This is a genomic window from Pseudomonas sp. JL2 (genome assembly GCF_031570495.1).
In the GTDB taxonomy this organism is placed as follows: Bacteria; Pseudomonadota; Gammaproteobacteria; order Pseudomonadales; family Pseudomonadaceae; genus Aquipseudomonas; species Aquipseudomonas rhizophila.
Map to the genome: position 1 here is coordinate 668,677 of NZ_JAKUDH010000001.1, position 22,057 is coordinate 690,733.

Below are 22,057 nucleotides of genomic sequence, written 5' to 3' on the forward strand. Positions count from 1 at the left end.
CCATGGACATCCGCCACCTTGCGCCAGGCTTAGCGGTATCGGAGCAGATTTTCCCCGATCAATTGACGGAACTGAAAAACACCGGCTTTCGCGCCATCGTGTGTAATCGCCCGGATGGCGAAGGCAGCGATCAACCCTTGTTTGCCGAAATCAAGCGCGCGGCTGAAGCGCTGGGCATTGAAGCTCACTATCTGCCCGCGGAATCGGGCAAGGTCACCGACGAGCAAGGCGTTGCCTTCGGCCGGCTATTTGAATCGCTGCCAAAACCGGTGTTGGCGTATTGCCGCTCCGGCATGCGCTCGACAACCATGTGGGCGCTGTCACAAGCGAACCTGCTTCCTCTGCCGCAGATCGTCGAAACAGCCAAAGATGCCGGGTTTGACATGAAAGGCGTTATCCGCCGGATTGCAAACAAGGGGCAGACCCCGATCGAAGTGGCCGAGGCCGAACATGCGGTGGTCATTATCGGGGGCGGCGCAGCGGGCATTGCGGCGGCATCCAGCTTATTGGCCAGGGAACCGGGGCTCGACATCGCCATCATTGACCCGGCAGATGTGCATTATTACCAGCCCGGCTGGACGCTGGTCGGTTGCGGTGTCTTCGATGCCCCCCGGACCGCCCATACGATGGGCTCGACCATTCCTCGCGGCGTGCACTGGATCAAAGCCGCCGTGGCCGCTTTTGAACCCGAGAAAGATGCGCTCATTCTCGATGGGTGCAGAGTCGTCAAGTATCAACAACTGATCGTATGCCCTGGCCTGAAACTCAACTGGAATGCCATTGAAGGTCTGCCGCAGACATTGGGTCGCAACGGCGTTACATCCAACTACCTGTATCACCTCGCCCCCTATACCTGGGAGTGCGTGCAGCAACTGCGCGGTGGCCGGGCCATCTTCACGCAACCGCCGATGCCGATCAAATGTGCCGGGGCGCCGCAAAAAGCCATGTATCTCTCTGCCGACCACTGGCGGCGTGAAGGGGTACTCGGCAACATCAAGATCGATTTCTGCAGTGCCGCAGCTGTGCTGTTCGGCGTGCCCGATTACGTGCCGGCCCTGATGGAGTACATCCGCGCCTATGGCATCGACCTGAACTTCGGCAGCACGCTGACGAGCGTTGACGGGCCCGCGCGAACCGCCACCTTCAGTTGCGCCCAGCCCGATGGCACACGCCAGCTTGTCACGCGCGACTTCGATTTGCTGCATGTGGTGCCCCCACAGATTGCGCCAGACTTTATCCGCGTCAGCCCACTCGCCGATGCCGCCGGCTGGATTGATGTCGACCCCGACACGCTGCGCCATAAAACCTGGGCGAATATTCACGCACTGGGCGACGCCACCAACTCCAGCAATGCCAAGACCGCCGCGGCCGCTCGCAAGCAGGCGCCCGTGGTCGCCCATAACGTGCTGGCAGCCATGGGCAAAGCCAAGGGCAACGCTCATTACGACGGTTACGGCTCCTGTCCGCTGACAGTCGAACGGGGCAAGATCGTCCTGGCGGAGTTCACCTATGGCGGCACCGTCGCCCCCAGCTTCCCGTCCTGGCTGATTGACGGTACCCGGCCATCGCGGCTGGCCTGGCTACTCAAGGAGCGGATTCTCCCTCCGTTGTATTGGAAGGGCATGCTCAAGGGACATGAGTGGCTGGCTAAACCGGAGTTGGCGGATCTATGAAACCAGACCTCAAGGCAAGGAGAGAGGGATGATCATCATCTTGCTGCTCGGCCTGACCGTGGGTGTGATTCTGGCGCTGACCGGCGCTGGCGGAGGCATCCTGGCGGTTCCCCTGCTGGTCTTCGGCGCGGGCCTGAGCATGGCCGAAGCCGGGCCCATCGGTTTGATGGCGGTGGGTTTGGCCGCGTCCCTGGGTGCGGTGATGGGCCTTAGAAACGGCACCGTACGCTATAAGGCTGCGCTGCTGACCGCAGGCGCGGGCATCATCTGTTCTCCACTGGGGATCTGGCTGGCTCAGCGCACGCCTAACCGTCCTTTGGCGCTCCTGTTTGCCCTTCTATTGATGTACGTGGCCTTCCGAGCCTTTCAAAAATCATTGCCCTCGCGCGCCGATTGCAAAGCCACGTCGAAGCGCAAACCCCCGCCTTGTGTACTGGACGAAAACCGCGGCAAGCTCCATTGGACCGCACCCTGTGCCTGGGCGCTGACGGTCTCCGGCATGGTCGCCGGCGCGCTGTCCGGCCTGCTGGGTGTGGGCGGCGGTTTTGTCATGGTCCCGGCACTCCAGCGCTACACCAATCTGACCACCCAATCGGTGCTCGCCACGTCGCTGACGGTCATTGCCCTGGTTTCAATTTCCGGCGTGGTGGCGAGCTCGGCGGCGGGTCATTTGCAATGGGCGATTGCCGTACCTTTTACCCTTGGCGCATTGTTGGGAATGACCGGCGGCCGCTTGCTCGCCGCCCGGCTGCCGGAGCCCTATCTGCAAAAAGGCTTCGCCATTCTGGCTGCGCTGGTGGCCCTGGCATTGGTTGTAAAAGCCCTGGGTTAATCGCCTGCTGGAGTCTCAACGTGGTTTGTATCGGAGAAATCTCATGAACATTGACTGGCTCAACTTCACGCCCTGGTCAGCCCTTGCCGGCGGTGCGTTGATTGGTTTGGCTGCCAGCCTTTTCGTTGTCGCCAATGGGCGTATCGCCGGCATCAGCGGTTTACTCGGCAGCCTGCTGCAGCGTGGTAGCGAGGGGGTTAGCGAGAAAGCGCTGTTTCTGTTGGGGCTGCTCGTTGCGCCGCTGCTATGGGGCCTGTTCACCGCGTTGCCGCAGATCGAGTTTCAGAGCGGCTGGCTCGGCCTCAGCGTCGCCGGCCTGCTGGTGGGCATCGGCACCCGCTACGGGTCGGGCTGTACCAGCGGCCACGGCGTATGTGGCCTGTCGCGCCTTTCACCGCGTTCGATGATCGCCACGGCATGTTTCATGTTCAGCGGTTTCGCCACGGTCTTTGTCCTGCGTCATGTGTTGGAGGGTTGAACATGCTCAAACTGACTGCATTCATGGCCGGTCTGGTGTTCGGCTTCGGTCTGCTCCTGGCGGGCATGGCCAATCCGAGCAAAGTCTTGGCGTTCCTGGATGTGACCGGCACTTGGGACCCCTCCCTGGCCCTGGTCATGCTCGCAGCGATTGGTGTCGCGATCGGCCCACTGACCTGGGCCCGCCGCCAGACCCGTTCGGTGCTGGGAAACCCGATGCAATTGCCGGTCAAGCGTGAGCTGGACCCACGCTTGATCGGCGGCAGCCTGTTGTTTGGCATCGGTTGGGGGATAGCCGGTATCTGTCCGGGGCCCGCCGTGGCGATCCTGCTCACCGGGCACTGGCAAATCATCGTATTCATGGCGGCCATGCTGGCTGGCATGTTGTTGTTCACCGCGCTGGAGAACCGGCGCACTCACTGATCGGGAGATCGTCATGAAAGCCAATATCGGAACCATCGACCGTAGCTTGCGTATTGCCGCGGGACTTGTCCTCATTGCCCTCAGCCTGAGCGGCGTGATCGGCTTGTGGGGCTGGATCGGCCTGGTGCCGCTGGCCACGGGGATCTTCCGTTTCTGCCCGGTCTATACATTACTGGGCATCAGGACCTGCAAACGCTGCTGAGGCGGGTGCTGCCGCGCCGCGCCTGCAAATGACGGTACTGTCAGCCATTACGCCGGCTTGTTTTCCCACCTCAATCGGAGACCACTGTCATGCCCCATTCGCCTGCCACTGCCAGTCAATATGACGTGGTAATTGTCGGTGGAGGCCAATCCGCCCTGGCAGTGGCGTATTTCCTGCGGCGCACCCGACTTTCGTTCGTCATTCTCGATGCCGAGCAAGGGCCAGGAGGTGCCTGGCGCCATGGCTGGAATTCTTTGCGTCTATTCTCCCCCGCCACCTGGAGCTCGATCCCAGGCTGGATGATGCCGCCCACGCAGGATGGCTACCCATCACGCGACCATGTGATCGACTACCTCAAGCAGTACGAACAGCGCTATCAATTGCCCATCGTGCGTCCCGTGCGCGTCACTTCTGTAGAGCGTACAGAAACCGGGTTGCGGGTTAAGGCGCACGATAGACATTGGGACGCCAAGGTTGTGGTCAGCGCCACCGGCACCTGGAGTACCCCGTTCATCCCCCACTACCCCGGCGCCGGATTATTCGCCGGTCAACAGTTGCACTCGGCAAACTACCTCCAAGCGCAGCCGTTCACCGGAAAAAAAGTCCTGGTTATCGGTGGCGGCAATTCAGGGGCGCAGATTTTGGCCGAGGTTTCCAGGGTTGCCGAAACCACATGGGTAACACCTGTTGAACCCCTGTTCCTGCCTGATGAAGTGGATGGGCAGGTGTTGTTCGAGCGCGCCACGCAGCGCTGGAAAGCGCAACAGGAAGGTCGCGTCATCGAACAGCCCGTGGGTGGGCTGGGTGACATCGTCATGGTACCGCCCGTTGTCGAGGCCCGGTCGCGCAACGCGCTCAAATCAGTCCGACCTTTCGAACGCTTCACCCGCAACGGCGTAATCTGGGCCGACGGGAGCGAGTCTGCGGTGGACGTGGTGATCTGGTGCACCGGCTTCCGACCCGCCCTGCAGCATCTGGAGCCACTGGGTGTGCTTAACCCGGAAGGACGCGTGGACGTTGACGGGACTCATTCGATTCAAGAGCCCAGGCTATGGCTGGTCGGCTATGGCGAATGGACCGGTGCGGCCTCCGCTACGCTGATCGGCGTAACACGCACGGCCCGCAGCACGGTCAACGAAATTGCCGCTTTTCTCGTCGATCCATCCGATGCCCAAACGCTACCGGCCCACGACGAGTAAGGTTAAAGACGGCCCATCTGCAACGTGGCGCGCAGACCTCCCTCGGGGCGATTCTCCAACCGAACCTGCCCGCCAAGCCGATTGGCGATGGTCCGCACGATCGTCAAGCCCAACCCGGCACCCTGGTCGTTGCCGCGGCTGTAGAAGCGTTCAAAAAGCCGGTCCCGTTCGGCCTCGTCTATGCCTGGCCCCTGATCCTCGACCGCCAGCTCGTAATGATCTCCCTGTCGGGCCAGTCGCACCGTGATCAAGCCGTTGGGGGGAGAAAAGTTGGCCGCATTGGTCACCAGGTTGTTCAAGGCAATATCGATGGACACCGGATCAATCCTCACCGGGTCGATGTCATCACTGACGTCCAGAACCAGCTCCAGCCCCTTGCTGAGCAACCAGGGAGTCATCTGAACCAGACTTTCACGCACAGTGGCGGGCAGATCGATCACGGCGGGTGCAGGCACGCCGGCTTGTGGTTCAAGGCGTGCCATGGTGAGCAACTGATTGACCAGGCGCGTGGTGCGATCCACTCCGACGATCAGGTGTTGCAGGGACTCACGCCGGCTCTGCTCATTCCCCGCCTCCATCAGGTTCTGCGCATGAACCCTGAGCACCGCCAGGGGGGTTCGCATCTCATGGGCTGCGTCGGCAATAAAACGCCGTTCACGGCCCATCAACTCCTGGATCTGCGCCAGCACCCGATTGAGCGCCGCTTGCATGGGCTCCAGTTCGCTGGGCAGCGGCACCAATTGCAGAGGCTCCAGTGAGCCCGGATGCCGCGCACGCAACTTGGCTGCCATGTCGACCAGAGGCTTGAGCCCCCAGCCGATGGCCAACCAGATCACGGCGGCAAGAATCAGGCTGCCGATCAGATTAGGCACCACCGTGTGACGGACAATACGATCGACCAGATCGGACCGCACATCATCACGCTCCCCTACCCAGATTTTCAGGCCGTACTGTGTATCATCCAGTACGAACGCCCGCCACATACGGTCCTTTTGGTCTATCACGTCGCTGAAACCAGGAGCAATCGGCGGTGAGGTGAATGTCGGTGCACTGGAGGTGTGAACCAGCAACGCACCTTTTGAATCCCAGACCTGAAAGGCGATTTTGCTCTCATAGGGATGTCCATCGACTTTGGGAACCGCCGACGCCAAGGCCGAATTGAATGCCTGATACAACTGCGCATGTTCCTTGCTGGCCATGGGCATGCGCATGACACCCTGCAACAGCCGGGCGTTCTGGGCCAATTGAGCATCGTAGACTTCAGCGATCTCGTGGTTGCTGTCATGCAGATTGAATACGGTGATGATCAACAGGCCAACGAACAAAAGCCCCAGGATCAGCGTGAGGGTGCGCCGCCGGATTGAAGTCATCGGCGCTCCTCCACCAGATACCCGACGCCACGAATGGTACGGATCAGGTCGGTGGAAAATTTCTTGCGCAGGTGGTGGATATGCACTTCCAGGGTGTTGCTCTCGGCCTCCTCGTTCCAGCCGTAAAGCAATTGCATCAGATGATCGCGCGTCATGACCCGGCCCGGCGGCGACAGCAATTCATGGAGCAACTGATACTCCTTGGGCGTCAACGCCACCGGGTTGCCCTGATAGCTGACCTGCTGGGTCCCCGGATTGAGGCTGATGCCGGCATGCTCGATCAGCGCCTGGGCACGACCGGCGCTGCGGCGCAACAAGGCCCGCAACCGGGCCTTGAGTTCCGCCAGATCGAAGGGTTTGATCAAGTAGTCGTCGGCCCCGGCATCGAGCCCGGCAATGCGATCTTCGGTGGCGTCCCGGGCGGTGAGGATCAGCACCGGCAGGTTGGAACCGCTGTCACGCAAGCGACGCAACACCTGCAGGCCGTCCATCCGTGGCAGGCCCAGGTCAAGCACAGCCAGGTCAAAGGTTTCGCTGAGCAGTGCGTGCAAGGCGCTGCTCCCGTCCTTCAACCAGTCTACGGTATAGCCTTCGCGGCTCAGGGCCTGATGGATGCCTTCGCCCAGGGCCACGTCATCCTCGATCAGTAATAAGCGCACGCACACTCCTCTCAGCCAAGTTTTTTGTTCACATCCACCAGCAACGCTTCGATTTCCTTGCGGCGCCCCGCGTCAGCGGTTTCCCGGCCGGGCCGTGGCGCTGCCTGCAAGGCTTTTTGCAGGGCAACCCGGGCTTCAGCGTAGCGTTTCTGACGGTAGAGGTGATCGCCCCAGAAGTACAGACTGTCAATGCCGTTTGGGTTCAGTTGCAGCGCCTGCTGGAGCAGTTGCTCGGCCTTGTCCGAGTCGCCAAACCCCAAGGGCCAGCCGGGAACCCGATCATAGAGTGCGCCGAGGCTGGTGTAGGCCGAGCCTTGCAAGGCTTTGGGATCCAGGGCCAGGGCCTGTTCCAGATCGGCCTTGGCGTCCTTGACCTTGCCCAGCGCACCGATCCCGCCTGCGGCCCCTGCCCAACTGCTTTTGACAATGCCCGACCAGATCCAGGCCTCGGCCACTGACTGGCGTTGCTGCTTGAACGCCGAAGCCTGGGCGGCGAGTTTTTCAAAGGCATCGGCACGCTGCCCCTCAGGCAACTCATATTGAATATGCGCCCAGCTTTGCTGGATGCCTGTGAGACGCTGCTGGTCGGCGTCATCCAAGGCCCAGGCGCTTTGAGCCAGGGCGCCGAACAGTAAACAGATCAGAATTTTTTTCATGGTTTGAGGTGCTCGTTCTCAGGTTTATGGCTCAGACGGCGAACCAGTGGCAGTTGCTTGCGCAGGCCACGGTCCACCAGGTTGGGCAGCAGGCTGTTGAGGCCGACGAAAAAACGCTCGGGCCAGCCCAGATACAGCTCGCGACGGTCGCCGGTAATGGCATGTATGACCGCCGACGCCACGGCGTGTGGGTCATCGACGTTGGCCTTGAGCGCCTGGTTGAGGGCTTGGGCCGCCGGGCTGTTCATCGACGTACGTGTAGCCCGGGGCGCCACGTAGAGCACGCCGACACGGGTGTCCGCCAATTCCCGGCGCAGTGCTTCGGAGAACCCGCGCAGGGCGAACTTGCTGGCACAGTAACTGGCGTAGCCTGGGTAGCCGATCGAGCCGTAGGTCGAGCCGACATTGACCACCATGGCGCTGGCGGCCTGTTTAAGCAGTGGCAGCAACAGTTTGCTCAAACAGATCGGCGCGCTGATGTTCAACGCCAGCATGGCGTCGATCTCACTGTCCTCGAGTTGTTCGAGCATGGCAAAGTGGTTAACACCGGCGGCATTGATCAGCAGGTTGATGCCGCCCAAGGCCTCGGCGGCGGCCAGCACCTTGCGCCGATCACCTGGCACAGTCAGGTCTGCGCCAACCCAGTACAACTGCTGCGGGTAGCGTTCGATCAAGGGTTCCAGCGCTTCGCGATGCCTGGCCACGGCCAACACCCGAGCGCCACTGGCGCATAGGGCCTGGGCGATGGCCAGGCCAATTCCGCCACTGGCACCGGTCAAGACGATCCGGGCGTCACACAGGCGCATGCTGGTCCCCCTCGTCACGGGGCAGGCCCCGGAACATCTCGGTGTAGAGCGTGTACACCACTTTGGAGGCGTGGATCACCGCCGCCTGGTCGGCCGGATCCTCCAGCTTGTTCATCAGGCCGCGATAGGTCTGCATGTGCTCGATATCCAGCGACCCGTGGGAGCTGAGGTAGCTGAAAGCGGTGGGCGGCAGTTCCAGGTGTTCACGAATGGCGTCGGCAGCGTGGGTCGCCAGAGCGATGCTGGTGCCCTCGAGCACATTGACCATGCCGAACAGCCCCACCGGATTGCCCCGGGCGATCAAGTCATACAGGTAACTGACCATCAATTCGATAGGCAGCGACGGCTGACCATCACGCACCGCATCCTTGTCGCCTCCACACACGGCGATGTCATCCAGCACCCATTGCTCATGACCGTATTCCTCGTCGATGTACTCGCACACGGCCTTGCGCAACCATTCCAGGTGCGCTGGCAGGCGTGCACCGCAAGCCATCATCAACGGTACGGTGTGGCGCACGTGGTAGTAGGCCTGGATCAGAAACGCCCGGTAACTGGCCAGGCTGACCTGGCCGTCGAGGGCGTCACGGATAATCGGCAGATTAAACAGCGTCTGACGTTCCTGATGGGTGGCTTCTTGCAACGTGTCGAAAAAACTCATGACGGATATTCCTCGGACAGAATGGATTCGCTGAACAACCCGCGGTAATGCTCGACAATCGCTTCACGGCGCGGTCGGCCGTTGGCGGTGAGCAGGCCGTTGGCTGCGGTGAAGGGGTGCGCCAGTCGCGTCCAGTGATGGACCTGCGCGTAATCGGGCAACGCCTCGTTGGCCTTGCTCACCGCCAGCTCCAGCGCTTGATCAGAGCAGTCAGCGCGGGTGGGCCACAGCAATGCATGGTTGTGCGGCAAGGCTTCGCCATAGACGAAGGCCTGACTGATGGTGCCGCCTTGGGTAAGTTCGGCTTCGACCCATTCAGGGTTAACGTTGCGACCGAAGCTGGTGACGAATTGGTGCTTCTTGCGCCCGCGCAGGTACAGGAACCCGTCGGCGTCGAACTCCCCCAAGTCGCCGCTGGGCCACCAGTCGTCGGGCGGCGGAGGCTCCCCCAGGTATCCGAGCAAGGTCGAGCCCTTGATCATGACCTCGCCGTCTTCGGCCAGACGAACCTGCACATGGGGCAACGGCTGACCGACACTGCCGGCGCGGTTGGCCTGTGGCCGGTTGAGGCACACCACCGAAGCGCATTCCGACAGCCCGTAGCCTTCAAATACCGGCACGCCAGCACGCTGGGCTCGTTGCAGAAGATCATGGGATACCCGCGCACCGCCCACGGCGGCGAACCGCAAAGCGTGTGGGTAGAACGCTTTCTGCTCGGCGGCCGTGACCAGCATCAGCAACAATTGTGGAACCAGGATCAGACTCTGCGCCCGGCGCTCGGTCAGGCACGCCAACAGGCGCGCCGGGTCGACGCCACTGGCGCCCTGGATGCCAAGGGTTTTCTGGCCAGGCAGGCTGAGCATCGCCCCGGCATACAGCGCCGCGTAGCACCCGAGGTTTTCCAGAAGCACCGCCAGGGGCAGCAGCGCCAGATGATGCCTTGGGTTGACCGGCTGACTGGCCTGTTCCAGCTCACGGGCGACCCGCAGCAGGCTGTCGGCACTCAGGCAGACACCTTTTGGCGTGCCGGTGGTGCCCGAGGTAAAGGTCAGCTTGGCGGTGCCCGCCGGCAGGCGGCTCGGTCCGAGGTAATCTTTGTGCCAGAACTCGCCGCTGTAGTGGTAACCGGCGGCCTGGAGTTCGTCTGCCAGTCCCGGCTCGGCAATCACCCGCTGCGCCTGGCTCTGCTCCAGGCAGTGCAAGCGTTGAGCAGGACTGAAAAAGCCCGGCAGGATGACGCAGGCCAGACCTTCGAACAAAGCCGCCAGGTCCCAAAGCATGGCTTCGACACCGTTATCCAGGGCCAGGGCAACAACCTTTATGTGTTCATCGCGCAGGCGTTGCTGGCGGTACACCACTTCGGAATAAAGCGTGGCGTAGTCCAGCCGCAAGTTATCGCCCCACAGCGCCACGGCGTAGCCCTTGCGTTGGGCATGCTCACGCAGGGTGAGTTTGAAGCGCTCCACTTCAGGCAACATGGCACGCCTCCCCGTAAGTCTGTGAGAACCCCAGGCGATCGAACAGACCGGCGTCGCGCAGATGAACGAAGCCTGCACGGATGTTGCCGACATGAACCCATGGCTGACTCTCGTAGTAGCGGCCCCAGAGGTGACGGTCTTCCCCCAGGCGCTGCGGGTCGGCCGGACACAGGGTCACGGGCTTGAGGCCAAGGCGATGGAAACTGTTGACCAGGCCGATATTGCCGGTGAACGCCACCCACTCCAGCCCGCCCATCGCCAACAGATAGGTGATCGCGATAATGCTCAGGCGAGCGCTGCCGGTGTCGCTGGCGGCCAGATTGCCAACTTCGACAATGCCGGCGCGATCCACTGCGCAGTCTGCATCGGCCTTGATCAAAGGCTCGATGGGATCGTCCAGATAATGCTCGAGAAACAGCGGTCCCTGGGCGGCCAGACGCACGCCTGCCACGGCGCAAAGCCTGCCGTCAGCATCATCGAGCCCGAACAGTTCGGGCATGAAGTGACGAATCTCGGCGCCGTGCGCCTGGTGGAAACGCCGGTGGATGAAGGCTTCGAACTCATCCCGGCGGGGCTCTCCCGGCATAGCCCGGTGCAAGTGGCGAACCGGCTGGCCGGCATTGCCGAAAGCCAGCGGTAGATGGATGTTCCAGTCAGAATCGGGCATGGGTCAACGTTCTCCCTTGGGTATGGGGAGAAAGTATCGAGGCCGTTTCTTAACGAAGTCTGAAGGTGGTTAAAGATCGACCGCCGGACTGGCGTGACGAGGCAATCCAATGGAAATCAAAGCGGCGAGCAGCACGAAGGCGCTGGAGATCCATAAGCACGCCTGCAGCCCGTACACTTGATAAACCCAGCCAGAAAGCACCGTTCCGATCAGCCGTCCCATGGCGTTGGACATGTAGTAAAAACCCACATCCAGCGATACGCCGTCTTCCTTGGCGTAGGACACGATCAAATAGCTGTGCAACGAAGAGTTCACCGCGAACAGCGCACCAAAGACCATGAGCCCACCCAGCAGCACCGTCTGTGGTGCCAACCCGCTGTCGAGTCCTAGCGCAATGGCCGCGGGCAGACCCGCCAATGCCATTGCCCACAGACACGCCGCACGGCCATCCGGCACGTGCCCACGTTTCTTGCCAGTGATGTTGGGCGCAAAAGACTGCACGATGCCGTAGCCGATCACCCAGGCCGCGAGGAAACCGCCGACCTTCCAGAAGTCCCAACCGAAAACGCTGCTCAGGTAAACCGGCAGGGCCACCACGAACCAGACGTCGCGGGCACCGAACAAGAACATCCGTGCCGCCGACAAAATGTTGATCGCGCGGCTCTTGGAGAGGATGTCGCGAAACCTGGGCTTGGCTTTCGCTTTACCCAAGTCTTTCTTCAACAGGATCAGGCTGGCGATCCAGATCAACGCCAGTACGCCGGCCATCGCCAGCAGCGCACCTTTGAAACCGATGAGGGCCAGCAAGGCGCCCCCGAGGAAGAAACCAACGCCCTTGAGGGCATTCTTGGAGCCGGTGAGAATCGCCACCCACTTGTACAGTTGCCCATGTTGACCATCGGGAACCAGCAGCTTGATCGAGCTTTTCGCGCTCATCTTGTTCAGGTCTTTGGCGATCCCGGACAGCGCCTGAGCGCCCATCACCCAGGGGATGGTCAACCAGGCCAAGGGAACTGTCAGCATCAACAGCGCCACGACCTGCATCCCCAGGCCGATATTCATGGTTCGGTTCAGGCCAAGCCGGGCACCGAGGTAGCCGCCCACCAGGTTGGTGATCACGCCAAAGATTTCGTAGAACAAAAACAACGCGGCGATTTGCAGCGGGCTGTAGCCCAACGCATGAAAATGCAGCACCACCAACATGCGCAAGGCGCCATCGGTGAGGGTGAAGGCCCAGTAATTGCCGGTGACGAGCAGGTACTGCCGCACTTGCGGAGCGAGGGCTGACAACGCTTTCATGACCGTTCCTCAGACTGTCCGACCGACCATCCGGGCCAGTTCCACGGTGCGGTTGGCATAGCCCCACTCATTGTCGTACCAGGCGTAGAGTTTGACCTGGGTGCCATTGATGACCATGGTCGACAGCGCATCAATGATCGACGAGCGCGGGTCGGTTCGGTAGTCGATGGACACCAATGGGCGCTCCTCAAAACCGAGAATGTCCTTGAGTTCGTTCTCGGAAGCGTCCTTGAGGAACTGATTCACTTCTTCGACGGTGGTGGCTCGCTCGACCTCGAAGACACAATCGGTCAGCGAAGCGTTGGCCAGTGGCACGCGCACGGCGTGACCATTGAGGCGCCCGCGCAGCTCCGGGAAGATTTCCGCGATGGCGGTGGCCGAGCCGGTGCTGGTGGGAATCAGACTCATGCCCGAAGCCCGCGCACGGCGCAGGTCCTTGTGGGGTTGATCGAGGATGCTCTGGGTGTTGGTCAGGTCATGAATGGTGGTGATCGAACCGTGGCGTATGCCGAGCTTCTCGTGGATGACTTTCACCACCGGCGCCAGGCAGTTGGTGGTGCATGAAGCGGCGGTGACGATGGCATGGTCGTCGGGTTTGAACAGCTGATGATTGACGCCCATGACGACGTTCAATGCACCTTTTTCCTTCACCGGGGCGCTGACCACCACGCGCTTCACACCCTGGTCGAGATAGCCCTGAAGCACGGCAACCGTCTTCATTTTTCCGCTGGCTTCGATCACCAGATCGCAGCCCGACCAATCGGTGTCGGCAATCGCTTTATTGGCTGTGACCTTGATCCGCTTGCCATCGATGACGATGTTGTCGCCCTCGGAGCCAGCCTCTGCATTCCAGCGACCATGCACCGAATCGAAGTTCAACAGATGCGCATGGGTCGCGGCGTCACCCGCCGGGTCGTTGATCTGCACAAAGTCGAACTCCGGCCAATGCCAGGCGGCCCGCAATGCCAGGCGACCAATACGCCCAAAACCGTTGATACCCACTTTGATCGTCATGTTGTTGTGCTCCTGTGGCTGGTGTCTATGGAGTTCGACTGCCGGTCGAACCAGGCGTTGGGCTTGACTCAAATGGAGCGCTGATTGACTCGATTCATCAATTCTTGCGCCGACTCCTTGCGCTCGGAATAGCGGTCGACCAGGTAATCCTGGCGGTCGCGAAGCAGCAGCGTGAACTTCACCAATTCCTCCATCACATCCACCACGCGGTCATAGAACGGCGAAGGCTTCATCCGGCCGCTGTCGTCAAACTCCATATAGGCCTTCGGCACGGAGGATTGGTTGGGGATGGTGAACATGCGCATCCAGCGCCCCAGCACCCGCAGTTGATTGACCACGTTGAACGACTGCGAGCCACCGCATACCTGCATGACAGCGAGGGTTTTGCCCTGGGTCGGGCGTACCGCGCCCATGGCCAGCGGCACCCAATCAATCTGCGCCTTGAACACCGCGCTCATGGACCCGTGGCGTTCCGGCGAGCACCAGACCTGGCCTTCGGACCACTGCATCAGCTTGCGCAGTTCCTGGACCCGGGGGTGATCGACCGGTGCGTCATCCGGCAACGGAAGACCCGACGGATTGAAAATCCGCGCCTCGGCGCCGAAATGTTCCAACAGCCGAGCGGCCTCCTCTACCAACAGGCGACTGAAGGAACGCTCGCGCGTCGATCCGTACAGCAGCAAAATGCGTGGCTTGTGGCTGGATGTCGTTTCGATACCGAGTTTGTCTGTCGACGGAAGATCGGCCAGTTCGGTTTCGAGTTGGGGAATAGAGTCATCAAACATAGTCTTTTCCTGCGCGACGGCGCTTTGGGAATCATCGAACCAGCGGCATCGTCTACCGGGGCTCGTCAGGCAATTTTGCTCTCACAACAAATGGCGACCCGTTCAGGACGGTCCCCCATTGCTTCCAGACGCTTGGCATCGGGGCTTAACCAGTGCTTGTTGGTTTCGAGTACCACGGTCAGTACCTGCAGCACCCAGTCAGGAAGATTGGGGTGCAGTCGGTAGTAAACCCATTGACCTTGCCGACGGTCCGAGAGCAAACCGCAGGTGCGCAACTGCGCTAAGTGCCTGGAGACTTTGGGCTGACTCTCGTTCAACGCACAGGTCAGCTCGCAGACGCACAACTCCCCCTCTCGGGTGATCAGCAGCATCATGCGCACCCGATTGTCGTCGGCCAGGCATTTGAAGACAGTGGTCGGGGTCAGATGGTCAGCCATTTCAGTTCTCAGTGTTTGGTTTTCACCAAGACAAACATCTTGATGCGCTCATGAATTTCGTGAAGCGTGTGACGGAACGCGTCGGGCTTGGTGCTGGTGACCGGATCTTCAAAGCTCCAGGTCAAGGCCTCGCCAGCATCGGGGAGCGACTGGCACTGCGCAGTTGCTTTATCGCACAGGGTAATCACGTAATCGAAACGCTCTCTCTGAAACTCATCAATCGACTTGCTGCGTAACCCGTCAGTACTGATTCCAAGGTGCGACAAGACCTCGAAGGTGCGCGGGTCGACCGCGGTCGGAACCGTGCCGGCGCTGAACGCCTCGAAATGTTCCGAATCCGTGTGCCTGAGCAGCGCTTGGGCTAACTGGGAACGAGCAGCGTTGGCGGTGCAGACGAAGAGAACGCGGGCTTTGCCAGTCATGATGAAGCCTCATCCAATATACGGAAAACCGAATATATGATTATCCGAATATAAGGTAAAGCCCCCGCCGTTTATTTTCCCTGCCACGCAACGTCTACAATCAGAACGAGATAGAATCCTCTTGGGGGTATTCTCTGAACAGGATCGCACTCAGTTCAGAAATATATGTTTTTTTCCATATACGCTCTGCATCCGGAACCTGTGCGCGCAGACGTACAAAGAAGAGGTTTGAGTATGAGCACCCGCCAGCCCATCGGCTTTTTCGAGCGCTACCTGTCAGTGTGGGTCGCCCTCTGTATCGCCGCCGGCATTGGTCTGGGCAGTCTGTTCCCACGGCTGTTCCATACCATGGCCGATTATGAATACGGTTCGGTCAATTTCATTGTCGCGGTACTGATCTGGCTGATGGTCTATCCGATGATGGTGTCGGTGGACTTCTCCAGCCTCAAGCGCATTCACGAACGGCCCAAGGGGCTGATCATCACCCTGGTGGTCAACTGGTTGATCAAACCGTTCACCATGGCCGGGCTGGGGGTGTTGTTCTTTCATTATTTCTTTATCGACCTGATCGATCCTCGCGATGCCGGCCAGTACATCGCCGGTCTGATCCTGCTCGGTGCCGCGCCGTGTACAGCCATGGTGTTCGTCTGGTCGCAGCTGACACGCGGCGACGCCACCTACACCCTGGCGCAGGTGGCGCTGAATGACGTGATCATGATCTTCGTCTTCGCGCCGCTGGTGGCGCTGTTGCTCGGTGTGACTGACATTGAGGTGCCTTGGGCAACCCTGATCCTTTCGGTCGGGCTGTATGTGTTGATCCCGCTGATTGCCGGGGTACTCACCCGGCTGAAGCTCAGTGCCTCGGCGCAAAACGCCGGCGAGGCCGAGTATGCGGTCACGCGCTTCAACGCTCGGGTCAAACCCCTGTCGATACTCGGCCTGCTGGGCACCGTGGTGCTGCTTTTCGGGTTTCAGGGGCAGATCATTCTGGATAAACCACTGCTGATTGCTTTGATTGCCGTGCCCTTGCTGATCCAGTCCTACGGCATTTTTGCCATTGCTTACGCGGCGGCGCGGCTATGGAAAGTACCCTTTAACGTGGCGGCACCCTGCGCCCTGATCGGCACCTCGAATTTCTTCGAGCTGGCGGTGGCGGTGGCAATTGGTTTGTTCGGCCTTAACTCCGGGGCGGCCCTGGTCACCGTGGTCGGGGTGCTGGTGGAAGTGCCGGTGATGCTGTCGCTGGTGGCTTTTGCCAACCGGACCCAGGCCTGGTTCCCGAAAGAAAGCGTAGAAATGACGCCAACCGCCTCGCCATGACCACAGCATCGCTGCGAACGAGAAATACTGTGGTTAACCCAGGCGAGATGAACTGGATAACGCGGCATGGATAATGCCCCTGCCGCGTCTCACATCAGTTTTTCTTGGGACCTACTTTCATCAGCAACATGACGCCGATGATGGCCGACAGGGTCGAGCCCAGCAGCACACCGACTTTGACCTCATCGACCAGATGCGGCGCGTTGGGAAATGCCAGAGCACCGATGAACAGGCTCATGGTGAATCCGATCCCGCACAACAGCGCCACGCCGTACATCTGCGACCATCTGGCCCCCTCAGGCAGTTTGGCCAAGCCGAAACGAATGGCCAGCGCCGCCAACCCGAACACCCCAAGCTGTTTGCCCAGCAACAGCCCCATCGCCACGCCCATCGGTACCGGATCAAGCAGATTATTCGGCGAAATACCGGCCAGGGACACGCCGGCATTGGCGAAGCCGAAGATGGGCACGACCGCAAAAGCCACCCACGGATGCATCTTTTCTTCGAGGTAGAGCAGTGGCGACCACCCGCCTTCGTTGGAGTCTCCAAGGGGGATACACAGGGCAAGAATGACCCCGGCCAAGGTCGCATGGATGCCCGATTGCAGCATGAAGTACCAGAGCAGTGCGCCGGCTATCACATAGGGAAACAGCCGCTTGACGCCGCAACGGTTGAGTACCACCAGCAGTGCCGTAACGCCCAGGGACGCCAGCAGCATGTTCGTCGACAAATCGCTGGTGTAGAAGATCGCGATGATGAGGACGGCCCCAAGGTCATCCAGAATCGCCAGCGCGGAGAGAAAGATTTTCAAGGAAATGGGCACACGCTTGCCCAGCAGCGACAACACCCCCAAAGCAAACGCGATGTCAGTTGCGGTGGGAATCGCCCAGCCGCTCAAAGTCTGTGCATTACCCCAGTTGATCGCCACGTAGATCAAGCCCGGCAGCAGCATACCGCCCAGCGCCGCAAATCCCGGAAGGGCTCGTTGGCCCCAACTCGACAACTGGCCTTCAAGCATTTCACGCTTGATCTCAAGGCCGACCAGTAAAAAGAACAGAGCCATCAGGCCATCATTGATCCAGTGCCCCACCGAAAGCCCCAGGGCTTTGATGTGCAGCGTGGAGAAGTACACTTCTGACCAGGGCGAATTGGCTACTATCAGCGCGGCCAGGGCGGAAGCCATCAGGATCAGGCCGCCAGCGGATTCAGCGGCGAAAAAACGGGAGAGGAAAGCCATGGCGGAAGGTGACTCACTTTTATTATTCAGGCGCAACGGTTCCGGGCTCATAGGCACAGCGACTCCGCGCTGGCGGCCCGACCTGCGCTTGATTAAACCTGCCCTGCCGCGTTTTGCGGTGACACCCTTGGGCCGTATTCTATACAAAAGGTACTGCCCGAGTGTGGGCGGTTTTCTAATTAGGCCCTCTGGCGGTTATCCCGTAGTAAAGTGCATGCAACCAACATGAGAACCCACTTTGAGATGTCTGAAGTGCCCAAGACCCAGTTTGAATGGCCCCGCGCGTCACACCCACAGTCAGCCGCAACGGTAACAGCATGATCGAAATTACCGAAGTCTCCATCGCACAACTGCGCGCAGCGCTCCAGTCCGGTCAGACGACCGCGGTCGAACTCGTCCAGGCCTACCTTGCCAGGATCGATGCCTATGACGGCGCCGACACGTCCACCGCCCTCAACGCTGTGGTCGTGCGAAACCCCGATGCCCTGGAAGAAGCACACGCGTCCGATGCCCGTCGGGCCAAGGGACAAACCCTCGGTCCGCTCGATGGCATTCCCTATACCGCCAAGGACAGTTATCTGGTGAAGGGGCTCACGGCGGCTTCTGGCAGTCCGGCGTTCGCGAACCTGATCGCTTATCGCGATGCGTTCACCATCGAACGGCTTCGCGCCGCCGGGGCGATCTGCCTGGGCAAGACCAACATGCCGCCCATGGCCAATGGCGGCATGCAGCGCGGTGTCTATGGCCGGGCTGAAAGCCCCTATAACGCGGACTACCTCACCGCCCCTTTCGCATCGGGCTCCTCGAACGGTGCAGGCACTGCAACGGCAGCCAGTTTCGCTGCATTCGGCCTTGCCGAAGAAACCTGGTCGAGCGGCCGGGGCCCGGCCTCGAACAACGGATTGTGTGCCTATACACCTTCGCGCGGGGTGATTTCGGTACGCGGCAACTGGCCGTTGACGCCAACAATGGACGTCGTCGTGCCCTATGCCAGGACGATGGCGGATCTTCTCGAAGTGCTCGACGTCGTGGTGGCGGACGATCCTGATACCCGGGGCGATCTGTGGCGCATGCAACCCTGGGTGCCCCTCCCGCCTGTCGACTCGGTTCGCCCCGCCTCATACCCGGGCCTTGCCGCCCATAAGGAAGCACTCGCTGGGGTCCGCTTCGGAGTTCCGCGCATGTACATCAACGCCGATCCCGAAGCGGGCACGGCTGAGGCTCCCGGCATTGGCGGGCCGACGGGGCAGCGAATCAACACCCGTGCCTCGGTCATGGCCCTGTGGGAAGACGCCCGCAAGGCGCTCCAAGCCTGTGGCGCGCAAGTGATTGAGGTCGATTTCCCGCTGGTGTCCAACTGCGAAGGTGATCGTCCGGGCGCGCCGACCGTATTCACTCGGGGCCTGGTGTCCAAGGAGTTCCTGCACCATGAGTTGTGGGACCTGTCGGCCTGGGCGTTCGATGACTTTCTGCGGGCCAACGGTGATCCGAAACTCAATCGCCTGGCCGATGTTGACGGACCACTGATATTCCCCCATGACCCGGGCACCCTGCCCAACCGTGAGGACGACCTGGCCGCTGGCATGGATGAATACGTCAGGATGGCCGAGCGCGGCATTACGCCGTGGGACCAGATCCCCACCCTGGCGGACGGACTGCGGGGCCTTGAACAGACACGTCGAATCGATCTTGAAGACTGGATGGACCGGCTTGGGCTCGATGCGGTGATATTCCCGACAGTCGCCGACGTTGGCCCCGCAGATGCAGATATCAACCCGGCGTCCGCCGATATCGCCTGGAGCAACGGGGTCTGGGTCGCCAATGGCAACCTGGCCATCCGGCACCTGGGCGTGCCCACCGTTACTGTGCCGATGGGCGTGATGGCGGACATTGGCATGCCTGTAGGGCTGACGTTTGCCGGACGTGCCTATGACGATTCGACCCTGTTGCGCCTGGCTTCGGCGTTTGAGTCGCTGGGCTCCAAACGGGTGGTCCCACCGCGTACGCCGCCGTTGTCGGGCAGTAAAAAATAAACCTGGTGGGCGGGATTGCCCCGCCCCTTTCATCAAAGCCGAAAATATTGCTGCATGGCTCGGGAGAGCAGGTTCACCGCCTCATCGGCATGGGACGCCTGCGCTCGAATGAACACCACCTCGTGCTCCGGCACCCGGGGCAGATCATCGAGGATCTGCATCTTGTCCGTCACCCGGGCCCGGTCTATCAGACTGATCGCCAAGCCGGCCTCCACACACGCCTTGACGGCCTGGGTGGAGGGGCTTTCCAGGACAATGCGAGACTTGCGAGCGCATTGCTTCAGCGCTTCCACCATGGCTTGTCGATAAGGGCACTGCGCCGCATGCACGGCCAGTGGCAGCGGCTGCGTCGAGGCAATCACGCTATTGATCGGGCCGACCCAAACAGGTGTCGTGGAGGTTAACCGCAGCGACTCTGTGTCCGGCAGCTCCTTCGGCCGGGCAATCATCGCAGCCTGGAGTTTTTCACGTTGAACCTGATCACGTAGCGCGTAGCTTGGCGCCGTCCTGAGCTCCAGTACCACGTTCGGCCAGGCGGCTGCGAATGTCGGAAGGATGTCGCGGATGACATGGTCCGCATATTCATCCGGCACGCCCAAGGTGATACGCCCCGCCAGACGGGTGCCATGCAGATCGGCCAAGACCCGGTCGTGGGTACTGAGCAACTCGGTGGTAGACAGGAGCAAACGCTTGCCCAGTGCGGTCAGGGAAACCGCCTGATTGTCACGGTTGAGCAATCGTCCACCGGCGACCGCTTCCAGCCGCTGGATGTGCACGCTCACCGCTGCCGGGCTTTTGTGCAGTTGCTCCGCCGCCGCACTGAATTTGCCGATGCGCGCCACCGCATGAAAAGTCCGTATCAGTTCGATATCGAGTATGGCCGGCATAATTCAACCTTTGTGAATGACTGCTGCACTATATTTTGATTTATTAGATTAGCCTGCTTTCGTAGCCTGTGGGCATGAATGCATACCGATCGATCTCATGCCCTGCTCTCTCCAAACCTCAATGGCACCAGGCGATACCTCTGTTCTTACTCGAGGCGGCGCTGGTGTTGAGCTGGAGTTCAGGCTTCATCGGCGCGCGCTTCTCGCTTGATTACGCGCCGCCGTTACTGGTCGTGTTCTGGCGCTGCGTGCTGGTCACGCTCGTTCTGTTCCCGTTTGTCGCCAGGAACTTGAGGCGAACCTCGGCTGCCGTGCTGCTGAAAAACGCCGGCATCGGTTTGCTGGCCATGGCGGGGTATCTGGCGGGTATTACCCAAGGCATTGCCTTGGGCGTACCGGCCGGGCTCGCTGCCCTGTTCGCCGACCTTCTGCCCATGGGCCTGGCTTTATTGGCCGCGGGCGTCCTGGGACAGCGACTGGCCTGGCCGGTTTGGGCCGGCCTGGTCATCGGCCTGATCGGGGCCGCGCTGGTGACACATGGCGCGCTGGCCTGGGGCGATGCGCCCTTATGGGCTTATGCGCTGCCGCTGCTTGGCATGCTTTCACTCGCCGTCGCGACATTGTGGCAAAAGCACCTCCCGCCATCGCAGTCCTTGGGCCTACTCCCCAACCTATGGCTGCAATGCTGTGTTTCGGGCTTTGCCTTCGCTTTGGTCGAGGGCTTACAGGGCAGCCTCGCACCGATACCCAGCACAGGTTTTATCTTGAGTGTCCTGTGGACCGCGGGCTTGTCTACGATTGGCGGATATGGGCTCTACTGGCTGTGCCTGCGCCGCGCGTCAGCCACCCGGGTCGCCAGCGTCCTGTACCTCAGCCCCCCCGTTACGATGCTGTGGGCCTGGGCGATGTTCAACGAACCTCTTTCCTGGCAAATGGTGTCGGGCATGGCGGTGTCCGGGATCGGCATCTGGATGGTGGTGCGCACCGAAGCTCGGCAGCCAGTGGCCGACACAGCTCAGTAGCCCTGTTCACTCTCCAGCGGGATAAGTCAATTTCAGCCCGTGAACCTTCGCAGCCGGACTCAACACCGCTGTATTGGCTTTATCTTTGTCCATGATATGGATGACTTCTACACCGCGAAGCAACAGATAGTCGGCGACGATCCTGCGATGGCAACGCCACCAAACAGCCTCCGCACACATGATGGCGCAGTGGTGAGTCTTGCTGAGCGCGAGGAGGCGATTCAGACCGACCTCAAATTCTTGCGAAAGGGCGTAGTCCGCGTAGTTATGGAAACTTCGATTGACCCAGAATGCGTTGACCTCATCGGCAACGGTCTTTGATTTTTTTCGTAATCCGCCAAGCTCCGGAATCTGTTGATGCCCGATATCGAATTCGGCCAGTCGGTGTGCAAGCGTATCCAGATTGTATTGAGGATTTGTCCGTGATCGCGGGACGGTCCTGATATCGACAATGGTATCGACACCAAAACCGCTGACGATCTCCACGAACTGTTCGAG

General features: G+C 60.7%; 24 protein-coding genes. 9 read left to right on the plus strand and 15 right to left on the minus strand.

Going from position 1 to position 22,057, the window contains the following annotated elements; all coding sequences use genetic code 11:
• Window positions 1-2: 2 nt before the first annotated feature.
• The 6 genes from MKS85_RS03020 (at window position 3) to MKS85_RS03045 (ending at window position 4,806) form a co-directional block, all read left to right on the plus strand.
• Window positions 3-1,673: a TIGR01244 family sulfur transferase gene (locus MKS85_RS03020; protein WP_310662680.1), complete on the plus strand. Its 1,671-nt coding sequence runs from the start codon at window positions 3-5 to the stop codon at window positions 1,671-1,673.
• A 28-nt stretch (window positions 1,674-1,701) separates the two neighbouring features.
• A complete protein-coding gene (locus MKS85_RS03025) occupies window positions 1,702-2,505 on the plus strand; it encodes a sulfite exporter TauE/SafE family protein (RefSeq protein ID WP_076384314.1) in 804 nt (267 codons plus the stop codon).
• A gap of 43 nt (window positions 2,506-2,548) precedes the next feature.
• Entirely contained in the window at window positions 2,549-2,983 is a 435-nt protein-coding gene (locus MKS85_RS03030) for a YeeE/YedE family protein (protein ID WP_139049882.1), read from the plus strand.
• Window positions 2,984-2,985: 2 nt separating this feature from the next.
• Window positions 2,986-3,405 (plus strand): DUF6691 family protein, encoded by a 420-nt coding sequence (locus MKS85_RS03035; RefSeq protein WP_047225659.1) that lies wholly within the window; start codon window positions 2,986-2,988, stop codon window positions 3,403-3,405.
• Between the two features lie 13 nt (window positions 3,406-3,418).
• A complete protein-coding gene (locus MKS85_RS03040; RefSeq protein ID WP_047225658.1) occupies window positions 3,419-3,607 on the plus strand; it encodes a DUF2892 domain-containing protein in 189 nt (62 codons plus the stop codon).
• Window positions 3,608-3,696: 89 nt separating this feature from the next.
• The gene (locus MKS85_RS03045; protein WP_310662681.1) at window positions 3,697-4,806 is read left to right on the plus strand and encodes an ArsO family NAD(P)H-dependent flavin-containing monooxygenase; all 1,110 of its coding nucleotides are present in this window, start codon (window positions 3,697-3,699) and stop codon (window positions 4,804-4,806) included.
• A gap of 2 nt (window positions 4,807-4,808) precedes the next feature.
• Here the strand turns inward: MKS85_RS03045 and MKS85_RS03050 are convergent, their stop codons facing one another.
• The 12 genes from MKS85_RS03050 to MKS85_RS03105 all read right to left on the minus strand — a co-directional run bounded on the left by MKS85_RS03050 (window position 4,809) and on the right by MKS85_RS03105 (window position 15,060).
• Entirely contained in the window at window positions 4,809-6,176 is a 1,368-nt protein-coding gene (locus tag MKS85_RS03050; RefSeq protein WP_047225656.1) for an ATP-binding protein, read from the minus strand.
• Window positions 6,173-6,835 carry a response regulator gene (locus tag MKS85_RS03055; protein WP_047225655.1) on the minus strand — a complete coding sequence of 221 codons (663 nt, stop codon included), beginning with the start codon at window positions 6,833-6,835 and terminating at the stop codon, window positions 6,173-6,175. Before MKS85_RS03055 ends, MKS85_RS03050 begins: the two co-directional genes overlap by 4 nt.
• Window positions 6,836-6,846: 11 nt before the next feature.
• On the minus strand, window positions 6,847-7,491 hold the full coding sequence (locus MKS85_RS03060; RefSeq protein WP_076384310.1) for a tetratricopeptide repeat protein: 645 nt from the start codon (window positions 7,489-7,491) through the stop codon (window positions 6,847-6,849).
• Entirely contained in the window at window positions 7,488-8,297 is an 810-nt protein-coding gene (locus MKS85_RS03065) for an SDR family oxidoreductase (RefSeq protein WP_047225653.1), read from the minus strand. The genes MKS85_RS03060 and MKS85_RS03065 overlap by 4 nt, the downstream gene beginning before the upstream one ends.
• On the minus strand, window positions 8,284-8,958 hold the full coding sequence (locus MKS85_RS03070; protein WP_047225652.1) for a TenA family transcriptional regulator: 675 nt from the start codon (window positions 8,956-8,958) through the stop codon (window positions 8,284-8,286). The genes MKS85_RS03065 and MKS85_RS03070 overlap by 14 nt, the downstream gene beginning before the upstream one ends.
• Window positions 8,955-10,436: an AMP-binding protein gene (locus MKS85_RS03075; RefSeq protein ID WP_310662682.1), complete on the minus strand. Its 1,482-nt coding sequence runs from the start codon at window positions 10,434-10,436 to the stop codon at window positions 8,955-8,957. The genes MKS85_RS03070 and MKS85_RS03075 overlap by 4 nt, the downstream gene beginning before the upstream one ends.
• Window positions 10,426-11,103: a thermostable hemolysin gene (locus MKS85_RS03080; RefSeq protein WP_047225650.1), complete on the minus strand. Its 678-nt coding sequence runs from the start codon at window positions 11,101-11,103 to the stop codon at window positions 10,426-10,428. Before MKS85_RS03080 ends, MKS85_RS03075 begins: the two co-directional genes overlap by 11 nt.
• Before the next feature lie 69 nt (window positions 11,104-11,172).
• Entirely contained in the window at window positions 11,173-12,402 is a 1,230-nt protein-coding gene (gene arsJ, locus MKS85_RS03085; RefSeq protein ID WP_310662683.1) for an organoarsenical effux MFS transporter ArsJ, read from the minus strand.
• Window positions 12,403-12,411: 9 nt separating this feature from the next.
• A complete protein-coding gene (locus MKS85_RS03090; protein ID WP_076384302.1) occupies window positions 12,412-13,416 on the minus strand; it encodes an ArsJ-associated glyceraldehyde-3-phosphate dehydrogenase in 1,005 nt (334 codons plus the stop codon).
• A 68-nt stretch (window positions 13,417-13,484) separates the two neighbouring features.
• Entirely contained in the window at window positions 13,485-14,201 is a 717-nt protein-coding gene (arsH, locus tag MKS85_RS03095; protein WP_139049875.1) for an arsenical resistance protein ArsH, read from the minus strand.
• Between the two features lie 65 nt (window positions 14,202-14,266).
• A complete protein-coding gene (locus MKS85_RS03100) occupies window positions 14,267-14,638 on the minus strand; it encodes a metalloregulator ArsR/SmtB family transcription factor (protein ID WP_047225646.1) in 372 nt (123 codons plus the stop codon).
• Window positions 14,639-14,646: 8 nt separating this feature from the next.
• Complete coding sequence (locus MKS85_RS03105; protein WP_310662684.1) at window positions 14,647-15,060, minus strand: arsenate reductase ArsC; 414 nt, start codon at window positions 15,058-15,060, stop codon at window positions 14,647-14,649.
• A 234-nt stretch (window positions 15,061-15,294) separates the two neighbouring features.
• On the opposite strand from MKS85_RS03105, the gene arsB reads away from it, so the two are divergent.
• On the plus strand, window positions 15,295-16,380 hold the full coding sequence (gene arsB / locus MKS85_RS03110; protein WP_310662685.1) for an ACR3 family arsenite efflux transporter: 1,086 nt from the start codon (window positions 15,295-15,297) through the stop codon (window positions 16,378-16,380).
• Window positions 16,381-16,474: 94 nt separating this feature from the next.
• Here arsB and nhaA read toward each other — a convergent pair whose 3' ends face one another.
• Complete coding sequence (gene nhaA / locus MKS85_RS03115) at window positions 16,475-17,668, minus strand: Na+/H+ antiporter NhaA (RefSeq protein ID WP_047225643.1); 1,194 nt, start codon at window positions 17,666-17,668, stop codon at window positions 16,475-16,477.
• Window positions 17,669-17,934: 266 nt separating this feature from the next.
• On the opposite strand from nhaA, the gene MKS85_RS03120 reads away from it, so the two are divergent.
• On the plus strand, window positions 17,935-19,650 hold the full coding sequence (locus tag MKS85_RS03120; protein ID WP_310662753.1) for an amidase: 1,716 nt from the start codon (window positions 17,935-17,937) through the stop codon (window positions 19,648-19,650).
• A 32-nt stretch (window positions 19,651-19,682) separates the two neighbouring features.
• Here MKS85_RS03120 and MKS85_RS03125 read toward each other — a convergent pair whose 3' ends face one another.
• Window positions 19,683-20,537 carry a LysR family transcriptional regulator gene (locus MKS85_RS03125; protein WP_047225642.1) on the minus strand — a complete coding sequence of 285 codons (855 nt, stop codon included), beginning with the start codon at window positions 20,535-20,537 and terminating at the stop codon, window positions 19,683-19,685.
• Window positions 20,538-20,611: 74 nt separating this feature from the next.
• Between MKS85_RS03125 and MKS85_RS03130 the strand changes: the two genes are divergently transcribed.
• Window positions 20,612-21,559: a DMT family transporter gene (locus tag MKS85_RS03130; protein WP_076384298.1), complete on the plus strand. Its 948-nt coding sequence runs from the start codon at window positions 20,612-20,614 to the stop codon at window positions 21,557-21,559.
• 6 nt (window positions 21,560-21,565) lie between these two features.
• Here the strand turns inward: MKS85_RS03130 and MKS85_RS03135 are convergent, their stop codons facing one another.
• A complete protein-coding gene (locus MKS85_RS03135; RefSeq protein WP_230682590.1) occupies window positions 21,566-22,045 on the minus strand; it encodes a DUF488 family protein in 480 nt (159 codons plus the stop codon).
• Between the last annotated feature and the right edge of the window lie 12 nt (window positions 22,046-22,057).

Bases quoted from the DNA above. Each gene is read 5' to 3' on its own strand.
- MKS85_RS03020 (WP_310662680.1), top strand. From the start codon at position 3: ATGGACATCCGCCACCTTGCGCCAGGCTTAGCGGTATCGGAGCAGATT.
- MKS85_RS03025 (WP_076384314.1), top strand. From the start codon at position 1,702: ATGATCATCATCTTGCTGCTCGGCCTGACCGTGGGTGTGATTCTGGCG.
- MKS85_RS03030 (WP_139049882.1), top strand. From the start codon at position 2,549: ATGAACATTGACTGGCTCAACTTCACGCCCTGGTCAGCCCTTGCCGGC.
- MKS85_RS03035 (WP_047225659.1), top strand. From the start codon at position 2,986: ATGCTCAAACTGACTGCATTCATGGCCGGTCTGGTGTTCGGCTTCGGT.
- MKS85_RS03040 (WP_047225658.1), top strand. From the start codon at position 3,419: ATGAAAGCCAATATCGGAACCATCGACCGTAGCTTGCGTATTGCCGCG.
- MKS85_RS03045 (WP_310662681.1), top strand. From the start codon at position 3,697: ATGCCCCATTCGCCTGCCACTGCCAGTCAATATGACGTGGTAATTGTC.
- MKS85_RS03050 (WP_047225656.1), bottom strand. From the start codon at position 6,176: ATGACTTCAATCCGGCGGCGCACCCTCACGCTGATCCTGGGGCTTTTG.
- MKS85_RS03060 (WP_076384310.1), bottom strand. From the start codon at position 7,491: ATGAAAAAAATTCTGATCTGTTTACTGTTCGGCGCCCTGGCTCAAAGC.
- MKS85_RS03065 (WP_047225653.1), bottom strand. From the start codon at position 8,297: ATGCGCCTGTGTGACGCCCGGATCGTCTTGACCGGTGCCAGTGGCGGA.
- MKS85_RS03070 (WP_047225652.1), bottom strand. From the start codon at position 8,958: ATGAGTTTTTTCGACACGTTGCAAGAAGCCACCCATCAGGAACGTCAG.
- MKS85_RS03075 (WP_310662682.1), bottom strand. From the start codon at position 10,436: ATGTTGCCTGAAGTGGAGCGCTTCAAACTCACCCTGCGTGAGCATGCC.
- MKS85_RS03080 (WP_047225650.1), bottom strand. From the start codon at position 11,103: ATGCCCGATTCTGACTGGAACATCCATCTACCGCTGGCTTTCGGCAAT.
- arsJ (WP_310662683.1), bottom strand. From the start codon at position 12,402: ATGAAAGCGTTGTCAGCCCTCGCTCCGCAAGTGCGGCAGTACCTGCTC.
- MKS85_RS03090 (WP_076384302.1), bottom strand. From the start codon at position 13,416: ATGACGATCAAAGTGGGTATCAACGGTTTTGGGCGTATTGGTCGCCTG.
- arsH (WP_139049875.1), bottom strand. From the start codon at position 14,201: ATGTTTGATGACTCTATTCCCCAACTCGAAACCGAACTGGCCGATCTT.
- MKS85_RS03100 (WP_047225646.1), bottom strand. From the start codon at position 14,638: ATGGCTGACCATCTGACCCCGACCACTGTCTTCAAATGCCTGGCCGAC.
- MKS85_RS03105 (WP_310662684.1), bottom strand. From the start codon at position 15,060: ATGACTGGCAAAGCCCGCGTTCTCTTCGTCTGCACCGCCAACGCTGCT.
- arsB (WP_310662685.1), top strand. From the start codon at position 15,295: ATGAGCACCCGCCAGCCCATCGGCTTTTTCGAGCGCTACCTGTCAGTG.
- nhaA (WP_047225643.1), bottom strand. From the start codon at position 17,668: ATGAGCCCGGAACCGTTGCGCCTGAATAATAAAAGTGAGTCACCTTCC.
- MKS85_RS03120 (WP_310662753.1), top strand. From the start codon at position 17,935: ATGATCGAAATTACCGAAGTCTCCATCGCACAACTGCGCGCAGCGCTC.
- MKS85_RS03125 (WP_047225642.1), bottom strand. From the start codon at position 20,537: ATGCCGGCCATACTCGATATCGAACTGATACGGACTTTTCATGCGGTG.
- MKS85_RS03130 (WP_076384298.1), top strand. From the start codon at position 20,612: ATGAATGCATACCGATCGATCTCATGCCCTGCTCTCTCCAAACCTCAA.